10 protein-coding genes and 1 tRNA gene are annotated in these 13,863 nt (G+C 58.5%); 10 read left to right on the top strand and 1 reads right to left on the bottom strand.

Annotated features, from left to right (window positions below; translation table 11 throughout):
• From GM676_RS18390 to rpoC, 10 genes are all read left to right on the top strand, one after another.
• Positions 1-308 (top strand): EF-Tu C-terminal domain-related protein (locus GM676_RS18390; RefSeq protein ID WP_155465259.1); only part of this gene is annotated, 308 nt, incomplete at its 5' end.
• A 65-nt stretch (positions 309-373) separates the two neighbouring features.
• Positions 374-449: transfer RNA gene (locus tag GM676_RS18385), tRNA-Trp, on the top strand.
• A 36-nt stretch (positions 450-485) separates the two neighbouring features.
• A complete protein-coding gene (secE, locus tag GM676_RS18380; RefSeq protein WP_155465257.1) occupies positions 486-869 on the top strand; it encodes a preprotein translocase subunit SecE in 384 nt (127 codons plus the stop codon).
• Positions 869-1,483: a transcription termination/antitermination protein NusG gene (nusG, locus tag GM676_RS18375; RefSeq protein WP_092281524.1), complete on the top strand. Its 615-nt coding sequence runs from the start codon at positions 869-871 to the stop codon at positions 1,481-1,483. The genes secE and nusG overlap by 1 nt, the downstream gene beginning before the upstream one ends.
• Before the next feature lie 123 nt (positions 1,484-1,606).
• Entirely contained in the window at positions 1,607-2,038 is a 432-nt protein-coding gene (gene rplK / locus GM676_RS18370; protein WP_072789258.1) for a 50S ribosomal protein L11, read from the top strand.
• A gap of 2 nt (positions 2,039-2,040) precedes the next feature.
• A complete protein-coding gene (gene rplA / locus GM676_RS18365) occupies positions 2,041-2,736 on the top strand; it encodes a 50S ribosomal protein L1 (RefSeq protein ID WP_155465255.1) in 696 nt (231 codons plus the stop codon).
• Between the two features lie 252 nt (positions 2,737-2,988).
• Positions 2,989-3,510: a 50S ribosomal protein L10 gene (gene rplJ / locus GM676_RS18360; protein WP_371866284.1), complete on the top strand. Its 522-nt coding sequence runs from the start codon at positions 2,989-2,991 to the stop codon at positions 3,508-3,510.
• A gap of 61 nt (positions 3,511-3,571) precedes the next feature.
• Positions 3,572-3,949, top strand: a complete 378-nt coding sequence (gene rplL / locus GM676_RS18355; RefSeq protein WP_155465253.1) for a 50S ribosomal protein L7/L12 — start codon at positions 3,572-3,574, stop codon at positions 3,947-3,949.
• Between the two features lie 266 nt (positions 3,950-4,215).
• Positions 4,216-8,325, top strand: coding sequence for a DNA-directed RNA polymerase subunit beta (rpoB, locus tag GM676_RS18350; protein ID WP_155465251.1), 4,110 nt, complete (start codon positions 4,216-4,218; stop codon positions 8,323-8,325).
• A 73-nt stretch (positions 8,326-8,398) separates the two neighbouring features.
• Positions 8,399-12,628, top strand: coding sequence for a DNA-directed RNA polymerase subunit beta' (gene rpoC / locus GM676_RS18345; protein WP_155465249.1), 4,230 nt, complete (start codon positions 8,399-8,401; stop codon positions 12,626-12,628).
• Between the two features lie 55 nt (positions 12,629-12,683).
• Here rpoC and GM676_RS18340 read toward each other — a convergent pair whose 3' ends face one another.
• Complete coding sequence (locus GM676_RS18340; protein ID WP_211923254.1) at positions 12,684-13,802, bottom strand: SGNH/GDSL hydrolase family protein; 1,119 nt, start codon at positions 13,800-13,802, stop codon at positions 12,684-12,686.
• Between the last annotated feature and the right edge of the window lie 61 nt (positions 13,803-13,863).

The raw sequence follows: 13,863 nt of genomic DNA, 5'->3' as shown, positions 1-13,863 counted from the left end.
TGGCCAAGCCAGGTTCGATCAAGCCGCACAACCACTTCACCGGCGAGATCTACGTTCTGTCGAAAGATGAAGGCGGCCGTCACACCCCGTTCTTCAACAACTACCGTCCACAGTTCTACTTCCGTACCACCGACGTGACCGGTTCGATCGAGCTGCCAGCGGACAAAGAAATGGTTATGCCAGGCGACAACGTGTCGATCACCGTCAAGCTGATCAACCCGATCGCGATGGAAGAAGGTCTGCGCTTCGCTATCCGTGAGGGTGGCCGTACCGTAGGCGCAGGCGTGGTCGCCAAGATCATCGCCTGATAAGGAATGACGATTGCCACCCGGTCTGACCGGGTGGTATAATCCGATCCTTTGTGGTTTTATGTAGGGGCGTAGCTCAATTGGCAGAGCGTCGGTCTCCAAAACCGAAGGTTGGGGGTTCGAGGCCCTCCGCCCCTGCCACCGAATCTGGTGCAGGGCACCGAAAGTAAAATATAAATGTCTAATCAATCCGTGCAGACCGTCAGCACGTCGAATGACAAGATTAAGGTTGCACTGGCAATTGTCGTTGCAATCGCAGGCGTGATAGGTTTTTACTACCTGTCGGACAAACCAGCTCTGGTACGCGCAGGCGCACTTGTGGCTGGTTTGGCTTTTGCCGTTTTGATCTTGTGGACTTCGTCGACTGGCCGTGATTTCCTGAATTTCGCCAAAGAATCCGTTCGCGAGACGAAAAAGGTCGTATGGCCTACCCGTCGCGAGGCGACCCAGATCACCGGCATCGTGTTTGCCTTCGTGCTGGTGATGGCGATTTTCCTGTGGGGCACGGATAAGACTTTGGAATTCCTGTTGTACGACGTCATTCTGGGCATACGAAAATAATGAGCGAAAATGTGCAAGACGACGCTCAGGGCGCGGTTCCTGAGCAAGACGCTGGCGCAGCGCCAATCAGCGTACCAGTGAGCAACAAGCGCTGGTACGTTGTGCATGCGTATTCCGGCATGGAGAAAAGCGTGCAGCGTGCGCTGACCGAGCGCGTCGAGCGCGCCGGCATGCAAGACCAGTTTGGCCAGATCCTGGTGCCGACCGAAGAAGTGGTCGAAGTGCGCAACGGCCAGAAATCGGTCACCGAACGTCGTTTCTTCCCTGGCTATGTGCTGGTCGAGATGGAAATGACCGACGAGACCTGGCACCTGGTGAAAAACACCAGCAAGGTCACCGGCTTCATCGGTGGCAAATCGAACAAGCCGACCCCGATTCCGGCGCGCGAGATCGACAAGATCATGCAGCAGATGCAAGAGGGCGTCGAGAAGCCACGGCCTAAAGTGCTGTACGAAGTGGGCGAGCAAGTCCGCATCAAGGACGGTCCGTTCACTGACTTCAACGGCAATGTCGAGGAAGTCAACTACGAGAAATCGAAAGTGCGCGTCTCGGTCACCATTTTTGGCCGCGCAACGCCAGTCGAACTCGAATTCGGCCAAGTCGAAAAAGTATAAACAACCGTTCGCCAGAACGGGCGACGGTGTCAAAACCCTAGTTAATCTGGCACAAGAGGAGCCCCGTCATGCAATGGATCGCATCACGGGGCGCTACTACTCATATCCAAGACAGGAGCCATCATGGCAAAGAAAATCATTGGTTTTATCAAGCTGCAAGTGCCAGCTGGTAAAGCAAACCCATCCCCACCGATCGGCCCGGCGCTGGGTCAGCGCGGTCTGAACATCATGGAATTCTGCAAAGCGTTCAACGCGCAGACCCAAGGCATGGAACCAGGCATGCCGATCCCGGTGGTGATCACCGCCTTCGCGGACAAGTCCTTCACCTTCGTGATGAAGACCCCGCCAGCGACCTTCCTGATCAAGAAGCATTCGGGCGTGCAAAAAGGTTCGGCCAAGCCACATACCGACAAGGTCGGCAAGCTGACCCGCGCGCAAGCTGAAGAAATCGCTAAACTGAAAACCCCTGACCTGACCGCTGCCGACCTGGATGCTGCCGTACGCACCATCGCTGGTTCCGCACGTTCGATGGGCATCACCGTGGAAGGTCTGTAATCATGGCAAAACTGTCCAAACGCGCACAAGCCATCAAGGCCAAAGTTGACACCACCAAGAACTACTCGTTCGACAACGCTGTTGCTCTGATCAAAGAACTGGCCACCGCCAAGTTCAACGAATCGATCGACGTGTCGGTCCAGCTGGGTGTGGATCCGAAGAAATCGGACCAGGTGGTGCGTGGTTCCGTGGTGCTGCCAGCCGGCACCGGCAAGACCGTTCGCGTTGCCGTGTTCGCTTCGGGCGACAAGGCTGAAGCCGCTAAAGCAGCTGGCGCCGACGTGGTCGGTATGGAAGACCTGGCCGAGCGCGTCAAAGCCGGCGACATGCCTTTCGACATCGTCATCGCTTCGCCAGACACCATGCGTATCGTTGGTACCCTGGGTCAGATCCTGGGCCCGCGCGGCCTGATGCCTAACCCGAAAGTCGGCACCGTTACCCCTGACGTCGCTACCGCCGTGAAAAACGCGAAAGCCGGCCAGGTGCAGTATCGTACCGACAAGGCAGGTATCATCCACGCGACTATCGGCCGCAAGTCGTTCTCGGACGCCGACCTGAAAAACAACCTGAACGCCCTGATCGACGCGCTGAACAAAGCCAAGCCGGCCTCGTCGAAAGGTGTGTACCTGCGCAAGGTTTCCCTGTCGTCGACCATGGGCGCTGGCGTCCGTGTTGACCAGGCTACCCTGGCAGCCTAAGTTACAAAATTAAGTCGCTGAGCTGAAAAGCTTGGCGCAGTTCTTTGGGATGGCTGCTGTTTCGGCAGCAGCCGCAATCAAAGACCGTTGGGCTGGATGCATCAGGCAGGCATCTGGTTAATTGAGTTGTTTCACCCAACGCAGATGGTGTTCCCGATCAAGTTTTGCAGTCCATTGGACTCCTAACCTCGGACGCCGTTGTTCGAACCGATGGCCGGCAATTCAGCTGGTTATCATTTAAGGAGATTGACCGTGGGTCTCAATCTGAATGACAAAAAGGCCGTTGTTGCCGAAGTTTCCGCAAAAGTAGCAACTGCGCAAACTATCGTCGTGGCCGAGTATCGTGGCATCCAGGTTGCTCACTTGACGCAACTCCGTGCCAAAGCGCGCGCTCAAGGCGTGTACCTGCGTGTGTTGAAAAACACCCTCGCTCGTCGCTCCGTTGAAGGCACGCAATTCGCCGCCCTGGCAGACAGCATGACCGGTCCGCTGATCTACTCGATCTCGGATGATGCCGTTGCAGCAGCTAAAGTCGTAGCCGACTTCGCTAAAACCAACGACAAACTGGTTATCACTGCCGGTAACTACGCAGGCAAACAGCTGGATAAAGCAGCTGTCGCAGCGTTGGCGAGCATTCCTAGCCGTGAAGTCCTCATCTCGCAGCTGTTGGGCGTTATGCTGGCTCCGGTTTCGGGCTTTGCACGTGGTCTGGCTGCTCTGGCAGCGAAAAAATCCGAAGGCGCTCCTGCGGAAGCAGAAGCCCCAGCCGCGTAATTGGCCGGTTTTTTCTCAAGTAGCATTCTGAATTAACGAATCAAAATTATTGGAGTTTCAAATGGCAATTAGCAAAGACGACATCCTGAACGCAGTGAGCGAAATGTCCGTAATGGACCTGAACGAACTGGTTAAAGCTTTCGAAGAGAAATTCGGCGTTTCGGCCGCTGCAATGGCTGCTCCAGCAGCTGGCGGCGCAGCTGGCGCTGCTGCTGCTGCTGAAGAGCAAACCGAGTTCAACCTGGTTCTGTCGGAAGTTGGCGCTAACAAAGTTGGCGTGATTAAAGCAGTTCGCGAAATCACCGGTCTGGGCCTGAAAGAAGCCAAAGACCTGGTTGACGGCGCACCGAAGACCGTGAAAGAAGCCCTGTCGAAAGCTGACGCTGAAGCCGCTAAGAAGAAGCTGGAAGAAGCTGGCGCCAAGGCCGACCTGAAGTAATTCGTTGTACCGGCCGCTAACAGTTGATAGTTAGCGCCACGAGCCAAAGCTGCGGAAGTTTCCCCTTGAAAGAGGGGAAACTTTCGGCTTTGGCTCCTTTGTCGTCTGTGTCGTATTTGTAGCGTTGTATTGACGTTGCAGTCCCAATTGAATCAGCTGGAAATGGTAGAAGTTTCAGGTTTCGTCTGTGTGACAGACAGCCCGGTTCTGCTGGAATACAGGCAAAACCTGAAATTTTTTCCCTTTCTGTCACTCACGGAGTGTCCATGCACTACTCATTTACTGAGAAGAAACGCATTCGCAAATCATTCGCGAAGCGCGCCAACGTTCACAACGTTCCGTTCCTGCTGGCTACCCAGCTCGAGTCCTACCACAGTTTCCTGCAAGAAGACGTTGCGGCGTCGGCGCGCAAGAACGATGGCCTTCAATCGGCCTTTACCTCGATTTTCCCTATCGTTTCGCACAATGGCTTTGCGCGTCTCGAATTCCTGTCGTACGTGCTGGGCGATCCTGCCTTTGACGTCAAGGAATGCCAACTGCGTGGCCTGACCTTCGCGTCGCCGCTGCGCGCCAAGGTGCGTCTGGTGATCCTGGACAAGGAATCGCCGACCAAGCCGGTCGTCAAAGAGATGAAGGAACAGGAAGTGTACATGGGCGAACTGCCCCTGATGACCTCCACCGGTTCGTTCGTGATCAACGGTACCGAGCGCGTTATCGTTTCGCAGCTGCACCGCTCCCCAGGCGTGTTCTTTGAACACGACCGTGGCAAGACCCACTCGTCCGGCAAACTGCTGTTCTCGGCCCGCATCATTCCTTACCGCGGCTCGTGGCTGGACTTCGAGTTCGACCCGAAAGACATCCTGTACTTCCGCGTCGACCGTCGCCGGAAGATGCCAGTCAGCATTTTGCTGAAGGCGATCGGCATGACGCCGGAACAGATCCTGGCCAACTTCTTCGTGTTCGACAACTTCCACCTGCGCTCGGAAGGCGCGGAAATGGAATTCGTCGCCGAACGCCTGCGCGGCGAAGTCGCGCGCTTCGACATCGTCGATCCGAAGACCGGCAAGACCATCGTCATGAAAGACAAGCGTATCAATGCCAAGCATGTACGCGACATCGACGCCGCCGGCCTGAAACACATCTCGGTACCGGAAGACTATCTGGTCGGCCGCGTGCTGGCCAAGAACATCGTGGACGCGGACACCGGCGAAGTGATCGCCAACGCCAACGATGAGCTGACCGACGAAGTGCTGAACCGCCTGCGCGACAGCAACGTGAGCGACATCCAGACCCTGTACACCAACGATCTGGACCAGGGCGCCTACATCTCGCAGACCCTGCGCATCGACGACACCGCCGACCAGACCGCTGCCCGTATCGCCATCTACCGCATGATGCGTCCTGGCGAACCGCCAACCGAAGAGTCGGTGGAAGCCCTGTTCAACGGCCTGTTCTACAGCGCCGACCGTTACGACCTGTCGGCTGTGGGCCGCATGAAGTTCAACCGCCGCATCGGCCGCGATGAACTGACCGGCGCCATGACCCTGTCGAACGAAGACGTGCTGGCCGTGATCAAGATCCTGGTGGAACTGCGCAATGGCCGCGGCGAAGTCGACGATATCGACCACCTGGGTAACCGTCGCGTGCGTTGCGTCGGCGAACTGGCCGAGAACCAGTTCCGCGCCGGCCTGGTGCGCGTTGAGCGCGCCGTGAAAGAGCGTCTGGGCCAGGCGGAAGCCGACAACCTGATGCCGCACGACCTGATCAACTCGAAGCCGATCTCGGCCGCTATCCGCGAGTTCTTCGGTTCGTCGCAGCTGTCGCAGTTCATGGACCAGACCAACCCGCTGTCGGAAATCACCCACAAGCGCCGTGTCTCGGCCCTGGGCCCTGGCGGTCTGACCCGCGAGCGCGCCGGCTTCGAGGTGCGCGACGTGCACCCGACCCACTACGGCCGTGTGTGCCCGATCGAAACGCCTGAAGGTCCGAACATCGGTCTGATCAACTCGCTGGCACTGTACGCCCGCCTGAACGAATACGGCTTCCTGGAAACCCCATACCGCAAGGTAGAAGGTTCGAAAGTGACCGACCAGATCGACTACCTGTCGGCGATCGAAGAAGGCCGCTACATCATCGCCCAGGCGAACGCCAAGGTGAACGATGCTGGTCAGCTGGTCGACGAACTGGTGTCGGCACGTGAAGCCGGCGAAACCATCCTGGTGTCGCCGGAGCGCGTGCAGTACATGGACGTGGCCCCGGGCCAGATCGTGTCGGTGGCAGCCTCGCTGATTCCATTCCTGGAACACGATGACGCGAACCGTGCACTGATGGGCGCCAACATGCAGCGTCAGGCTGTGCCTTGCCTGCGTCCTGAAAAGGCGCTGGTCGGTACCGGCATCGAGCGCACCGTGGCAGTCGACTCCGGCACCACCGTGCAGGCAGTCCGCGGCGGTATCGTGGACTACATCGACGCGGGCCGCGTGGTGATCCGCGTGAACGACGACGAAGCGCAAGCTGGCGAAGTCGGCGTGGACATCTACAACCTGATCAAGTACACCCGTTCCAACCAGAACACCAACATCAACCAGCGTCCTATCGTGCAGCGCGGCGACCGTGTGGCCAAGGGCGACGTGATCGCCGACGGCGCATCGACCGACCTGGGCGAGCTGGCGCTGGGCCAGAACATGACCGTGGCCTTCATGCCATGGAATGGTCTGAACTTCGAAGACTCGATCCTGATCTCGGAAAACGTCGTGAAAGACGACCGTTACACCTCGATCCACATCGAAGAGCTGTCGGTTGTTGCCCGTGACACCAAGCTGGGCGCGGAAGAAATCACCCGCGATATTTCGAACCTGGCCGAGAACCAACTGGCTCGCCTGGACGAATCCGGTATCGTGTACATCGGCGCCGAAGTGCAAGCCGGCGACACCCTGGTTGGCAAAGTGACGCCGAAGGGCGAAACCCAGCTGACCCCGGAAGAGAAGCTGCTGCGCGCCATCTTCGGTGAAAAAGCGTCGGACGTGAAAGACACCTCGCTGCGCGTGCCTTCGGGCATGGTCGGCACCGTGATCGACGTGCAAGTGTTCACCCGCGAAGGCATCGTGCGCGACAAGCGTGCACAGCAGATCATCGACGATGAACTGAAGCGTTTCCGTCTGGACCTGAACGACCAGATGCGTATCGTGGAAGGCGATGCCTTCCAGCGTCTGGAGAAGATGCTGATTGGCCAAGTGGTCAACGGCGGTCCGAAGAAGCTGGCCAAAGGCGCCAAGATCACCAAGGAATACCTGGACGATCTGGACAAGTATCACTGGTTCGACATCCGCCCTGCGGACGACGCCGCTGCTACCGCGCTGGAAGCGATCAAGGAATCGATCAACGAGAAGCGCCACCAGTTCGACCTGGCCTTCGAAGAGAAGCGCAAGAAACTGACCCAGGGCGACGAGCTGCAACCTGGCGTGCAGAAAATGGTCAAGGTGTACCTGGCCGTTAAACGCCGCCTGCAGTCGGGCGACAAGATGGCGGGCCGCCACGGTAACAAGGGTGTGGTCTCGCGTATCGTGCCAGTGGAAGACATGCCGCACATGGCGGACGGTACGCCGGCCGACGTGGTGCTGAACCCGCTGGGTGTTCCATCCCGTATGAACGTGGGTCAGATCCTGGAAACCCACTTGGGTTGGGCAGCAAAAGGCCTGGGTATCCGTATCAGCGAAATGCTGGCACAGCAGATTAAAGTGGAAGAGATGCGCAAGTATCTGACCACGGTCTACAACGAATCGGGCCGTCCGGAAGATCTGGACAAGTTCGACGACGAAGAGATCATGAAGCTGGCGCACAACCTGAAAAAAGGTGTGCCGTTCGCAACGCCGGTGTTCGACGGTGCGCACGAGTCGGAAATCCGCCGCATGCTGGACCTGGCCTATCCGGACGACATCGCCAACCACCTGGGCATGACCGCCTCGAAGAACCAGGTCACCATGTACGACGGCCGCACTGGCGAAGCCTTCGAACGTAAAGTGACCGTGGGCGTGATGCACATGCTGAAACTGCACCACTTGGTCGACGACAAGATGCACGCGCGTTCGACCGGTCCATACTCGCTGGTGACGCAGCAGCCGCTGGGCGGTAAAGCCCAGTTCGGTGGCCAGCGCTTCGGTGAGATGGAGGTGTGGGCACTGGAAGCGTACGGCGCATCGTACGTGCTGCAAGAAATGCTGACCGTGAAGTCCGACGACGTGAACGGCCGTACCAAAGTGTACGAAAACCTCGTCAAGGGCGACCACGTGATCGATGCCGGCATGCCGGAATCGTTCAACGTGCTGGTGAAAGAGATCCGTTCCCTGGGTATCGATATCGACCTGGAACGCAACTAAGACACACGCACGGGCCCCGCTGGCAGTCGCCGGCGGGGCAGTTTAAAGAATTCATCACTACCTGGAGTGATACATGAAAGCACTGCTCGATCTATTCAAGCAAGTACAGACGAACGAGACCTTTGACGCGATCAAGATCGGTCTCGCCTCGCCTGAGAAAATCCGTTCGTGGTCCTACGGCGAAGTCAAAAAGCCGGAAACCATCAACTACCGTACCTTCAAGCCTGAGCGCGACGGTCTGTTCTGCGCCAAGATCTTTGGCCCGATCAAGGACTACGAGTGCCTGTGCGGCAAGTACAAGCGCCTGAAACACCGTGGCGTGATCTGCGAAAAATGCGGCGTCGAAGTCACGCTGGCCAAGGTGCGCCGTGAGCGCATGGGCCACATCGAACTGGCTTCGCCAACCGCCCACATCTGGTTCCTGAAATCGCTGCCGTCCCGTCTGGGCATGGTGCTGGACATGACCCTGCGCGACATCGAACGCGTGCTGTACTTCGAAGCTTACGTCGTGACCGATCCTGGCATGACCCCGCTGAAGAAGTGCCAGATCATGTCGGAAGACGATTACGCCGCCAAGTACGAAGAGTACGGCGACGACTTCACCGCCTTCATGGGCGCTGAAGGTATCCGCGAACTGCTGCGCTCGATCGACATCCACCGCGATGCCGAAACCCTGCGCGTGGAACTGAAGGAATCGAAGTCCGAAGCCAAGATCAAGAAATACGCCAAGCGTCTGAAAGTGCTGGAAGCGTTCCAGCGTTCGGGCATCAAGCCTGAATGGATGATCATGGAAGTGCTGCCGGTGCTGCCACCGGAACTGCGCCCACTGGTGCCACTGGACGGCGGCCGTTTCGCGACCTCGGACCTGAATGACCTGTATCGCCGCGTCATCAACCGTAACAACCGTCTGAAACGCCTGATGGAGCTGCGCGCTCCAGAGATCATCACGCGCAACGAAAAGCGTATGCTGCAAGAAGCGGTAGACTCGCTGCTGGACAACGGCCGTCGCGGCAAAGCGATGACCGGCGCCAACAAGCGTCCGCTGAAATCGCTGGCTGAAATGATCAAAGGCAAGGGCGGCCGCTTCCGTCAGAACTTGCTGGGTAAGCGCGTCGACTACTCGGGCCGTTCGGTCATCGTGGTGGGTCCGCAGCTGAAACTGCACCAGTGCGGTCTGCCGAAGCTGATGGCGCTGGAACTGTTCAAGCCGTTCATCTTCAACAAGCTGGAACTGATGGGTCTGGCGACCACCATCAAGGCTGCCAAGAAACTGGTGGAGATTCAAGAACCAGTGGTCTGGGACATCCTGGAAGACGTGATCCGCGAACACCCGATCATGCTGAACCGTGCACCAACCCTGCACCGTCTGGGTATTCAGGCGTTCGAGCCAGTCCTGATCGAAGGCAAAGCCATCCAGCTGCACCCACTGGTCTGCGCGGCATTCAATGCTGACTTCGACGGTGACCAGATGGCAGTGCACGTTCCGCTGTCGATCGAAGCACAGATGGAAGCCCGCACCCTGATGCTGGCTTCGAACAACATCCTGTTCCCGTCGAACGGCGAACCATCGATCGTTCCTTCGCAGGATATCGTGCTGGGTCTGTACTACGCGACCCGCGAAGCGATCAATGCGAAAAACGAAGGCATGCTGTTCCCTGACGTGTCGGAAGTCATCCGTGCTTACGACAACAAGGAAGTGGAACTGACCACCCGTATCACCGTACGTATCGTTGAGAATCCAAAAGATCCAGCGACGGGCGAATTCGTTCGCACCGTGACCCGCTACGAAACCACGGTTGGCCGCGCCATCCTGTCGGAAATCCTGCCGAAGGGCCTGCCGTTCAGCGTGCTGAACCGCGCCCTGAAGAAGAAAGAAATTTCCAAGCTGATCAACACCTCGTTCCGTAAGTGCGGTCTGCGCGCCACCGTGGTGTTTGCCGACCAGCTGATGCAGTCGGGCTTCCGCCTGGCGACCCGCGCCGGTATTTCGATCTGCGTGGACGACATGCTGGTACCGCCTCAGAAAGTCACCCTGATTTCGACCGCCGAGTCGGAAGTGAAACAGATCGAGCAGCAGTACGCTTCGGGTCTGGTGACCGCCGGCGAGCGTTACAACAAAGTGGTCGACATCTGGGGCAAGACTTCCGACGAAGTCGGCAAGGCCATGATGGACCAGCTGAAAGTGGAAGACGTCATCAAGCGTGACGGCACCAAGTCGACCCAGGAATCGTTCAACGCGATTTACATGATGGCTGACTCGGGCGCGCGTGGTTCGGCCGCACAGATCCGCCAGCTGGCGGGTATGCGTGGTCTGATGGCGAAACCGGACGGTTCGATTATTGAAACCCCGATTACCGCGAACTTCCGCGAAGGCCTGAACGTTCTGCAGTACTTCATCTCGACCCACGGCGCTCGTAAAGGTCTGGCGGATACGGCACTGAAAACCGCGAACTCGGGTTACCTGACCCGTCGTCTGGTCGACGTGACCCAGGATCTGGTGGTGATCGAAGACGATTGCGGCACCAGCAACGGCACCGTCATGAAGGCGATGGTCGAAGGTGGTGAAGTGATCGAAGCCCTGCGCGACCGTATCCTCGGCCGCGTGGCTGGCACCGACATCGTCAACCCGGAAACCCAGGCGACCCTGTACGAAGCCGGCACCCTGCTGGACGAAGACATGGTCGAAGAGATCGAACGCGTCGGCATCGACGAAGTGAAGGTCCGTACCCCGCTGACTTGCGACACCCGCTACGGCCTGTGCGCCAAGTGCTACGGCCGCGACCTGGGCCGCGGCCTGCTGGTCAACGCCGGCGAAGCGGTTGGTGTGGTGGCAGCGCAGTCGATCGGTGAGCCGGGTACCCAGCTGACCATGCGTACCTTCCACATCGGTGGTGCGGCATCGCGTGCGGCAGTGGCGTCGTCGGTGGAAGCCAAGTCGAACGGCACCATCCGCTTCACCTCGACCATGCGTTATGTGACCAACGGCAAAGGCGCGCAAATCGTCATTTCCCGTTCGGGCGAAGTCCTGATCACTGACGACCACGGCCGTGAGCGCGAGCGCCACAAAGTGCCGTACGGCGCGACCCTGATCGTCAAGGATGGCATGGCTGTGAAAGCCGGCACCGCCCTGGCGACCTGGGACCCGCTGACCCGTCCGATCATTACCGAGTACGCCGGTACGGTGCGCTTCGAGAACGTCGAGGAAGGCGTGACCGTGGCCCGTCAGGTGGACGAGGTGACCGGTCTGTCGACCCTGGTGGTGATCGATGCCAAACGTCGCGGTTCGCTGACCAAGACCATGCGTCCACAGGTGAAACTGCTGAACGACGACGGCCACGAAGTGAAGATCGCCGGCACCGAACACGCGGTGGCGATCGGCTTCCAGGTTGGCGCACTGATCATGGTGAAAGACGGCCAGCAAGTGTCCGTGGGTGAGGTTCTGGCGCGTATCCCGACCGAATCGCAGAAAACCCGTGACATTACCGGTGGTCTGCCACGCGTTGCCGAGCTGTTCGAAGCACGTTCGCCGAAAGACGCGGGCATGCTGGCGGAAGTTACCGGTACCGTGGCCTTCGGTAAAGAAACCAAGGGCAAGCAGCGTCTGGAAATCACCGACATGGACGGCAACAAGCACGAGTTCCTGATTACCAAGGACAAGCAAGTGCTGGTGCACGACGGCCAGGTGGTGAACAAGGGCGAGATGATCGTGGACGGCCCGGCCGATCCGCAAGACATCCTGCGTCTGCTGGGTATCGAAGCGCTGGCGCGCTACATCGTTGACGAAGTGCAGGACGTGTACCGTCTGCAAGGCGTGAAGATTAACGACAAGCACATTGAGGTGATCGTTCGCCAGATGCTGCGTCGTGTTCAGATCACCAATGCCGGCGACACCAACTACATCGTTGGCGAACAGGTCGAGCGTTCGGAACTGCTGGAAGAAAACGATCGCGTCACCGCAGAAAACAAACTGCCGGCAACCTACGAGAACGTACTGCTGGGTATTACCAAAGCGTCGCTGTCGACTGACTCGTTCATTTCGGCCGCATCGTTCCAGGAAACCACCCGCGTGCTGACCGAAGCCGCGATCATGGGCAAACGCGACGGTCTGCGTGGCCTGAAAGAAAACGTGATCGTTGGCCGTCTGATCCCAGGCGGTACCGGTCTGGCCTTCCACCGCGCTCGCAAAGAGAAAGAGCAGTGGGAAGTCGAAGAGCGTCAAGCTCTGCTGGCAGCTGAAAAAGCCGCCATGGCCGGCGCCGACATCGAAGCCACCGAAGTGGCTCCGCACGACGGCGAAGCGTAAGCTTCAATGCCCCACAAAAACGGCACCCTCGGGTGCCGTTTTTTTTACCGCCGCCTTATTGGGACGTTTTTCTTGCCGTCCACAGTTCCGGATGCGCGTCGACGAAGGTGGTCAGGCCGTTCGCGATGGTGCGGTCGTCGGCCACCGAGGGGTGCCAGTGGCAGCCGCCAAAGGTCAGTTTGTTGACCGGCATGAAGTGCACACGGTCTTCACCGCCCGCCTTGAGTTTCGCCACCACCTTGCCAACCTCGGCCTGGATTTCGCCGTTGGCGCCGTCGGTGGCCCACAGGATGAAGTAGGCGTCCGGATTGCCGGCCCGCAGCGAACGCACGAAATCGACGTAGCCGGTCACGTAATCGGCTTGCAGCGCTTCCCTGGTCTTCCATTTTTCCCCTGGGTTAAGCGGTGTGGAGAAATCGTTGGTGCCCAGCGCAATGACAATCAGCTGGGGGCGCCAATCGGGCGAGGTATCGCGATCGGCCTTGTTGAACAGAATGTAGGGATAAGCGGCCGGGAGGGTGTCGGCGGCAAAGCCATTGTAATTGCGTACCACGCCGCGCCCTGAAATAGCCTGGACACGATAATCGGCGCCATAATGTCGCGCGGTGATTGCGCCAAATCCCTGGGAAGTATCGGTGGTCGCCCAAACCTGCTCTTCGCTACAGTCGCGCGAGGCCGAGGTATTACCGTAACTCACAGTATGCGAATCGCCGATAAACTCGATTTGCCGCGCGCGGCGCGACAGGGGCAATACCTTGCCGCTATTATCCAATGCGAAGCCGCCGAATATATTGGGGCCGGCCTGGCTTTCTGAAATGACTTCGACACGAATGGTATGGGCCGTGTTATTTAACCCGTCAACCTGATACCAGCCGGCCGCCGGTTTAACCAGCTTGGCTTTTTCCACAGAATCGACCAGCACGCGCAATATGACATTGCCCGGCCCCACATTGAAATACACCTGCTTCCCTTCAAACGCGGCGTCGAAATAAATCCCGGGCCATTGGTATTGATAACCCTTGGCCGGGTCCTTCAACACGCGGCCGGCTATCGATGCGGGCAGGGTGGTCAGGTTGCCGGGAGCGGCACTGATTGCCGCGACGCGGGCTTCTTCCGCCATCGCGGAACTGGCTATCAGTGCGCCGAGCAGCGCGATCATAATACGTTTCTTCATGCTTCTTATCCTCCGTTGATGTGAGGGAATGTTATCACTGCGCATCCAGGAAGGGCGGGCT

This window comes from Duganella radicis, assembly GCF_009720825.1.
GTDB classification, from domain to species: domain Bacteria; phylum Pseudomonadota; class Gammaproteobacteria; order Burkholderiales; family Burkholderiaceae_D; genus Rugamonas; species Rugamonas radicis.
Note: the sequence above shows the minus strand (reverse complement) of the source record. Positions and strands in the feature narration are given on the sequence as shown.

Bases quoted from the DNA above. Each gene is read 5' to 3' on its own strand.
- rpoC (WP_155465249.1), top strand. From the start codon at position 8,399: ATGAAAGCACTGCTCGATCTATTCAAGCAAGTACAGACGAACGAGACC.
- nusG (WP_092281524.1), top strand. From the start codon at position 869: ATGAGCGAAAATGTGCAAGACGACGCTCAGGGCGCGGTTCCTGAGCAA.
- rplK (WP_072789258.1), top strand. From the start codon at position 1,607: ATGGCAAAGAAAATCATTGGTTTTATCAAGCTGCAAGTGCCAGCTGGT.
- rplA (WP_155465255.1), top strand. From the start codon at position 2,041: ATGGCAAAACTGTCCAAACGCGCACAAGCCATCAAGGCCAAAGTTGAC.
- GM676_RS18340 (WP_211923254.1), bottom strand. From the start codon at position 13,802: ATGAAGAAACGTATTATGATCGCGCTGCTCGGCGCACTGATAGCCAGT.
- secE (WP_155465257.1), top strand. From the start codon at position 486: ATGTCTAATCAATCCGTGCAGACCGTCAGCACGTCGAATGACAAGATT.
- rpoB (WP_155465251.1), top strand. From the start codon at position 4,216: ATGCACTACTCATTTACTGAGAAGAAACGCATTCGCAAATCATTCGCG.
- rplL (WP_155465253.1), top strand. From the start codon at position 3,572: ATGGCAATTAGCAAAGACGACATCCTGAACGCAGTGAGCGAAATGTCC.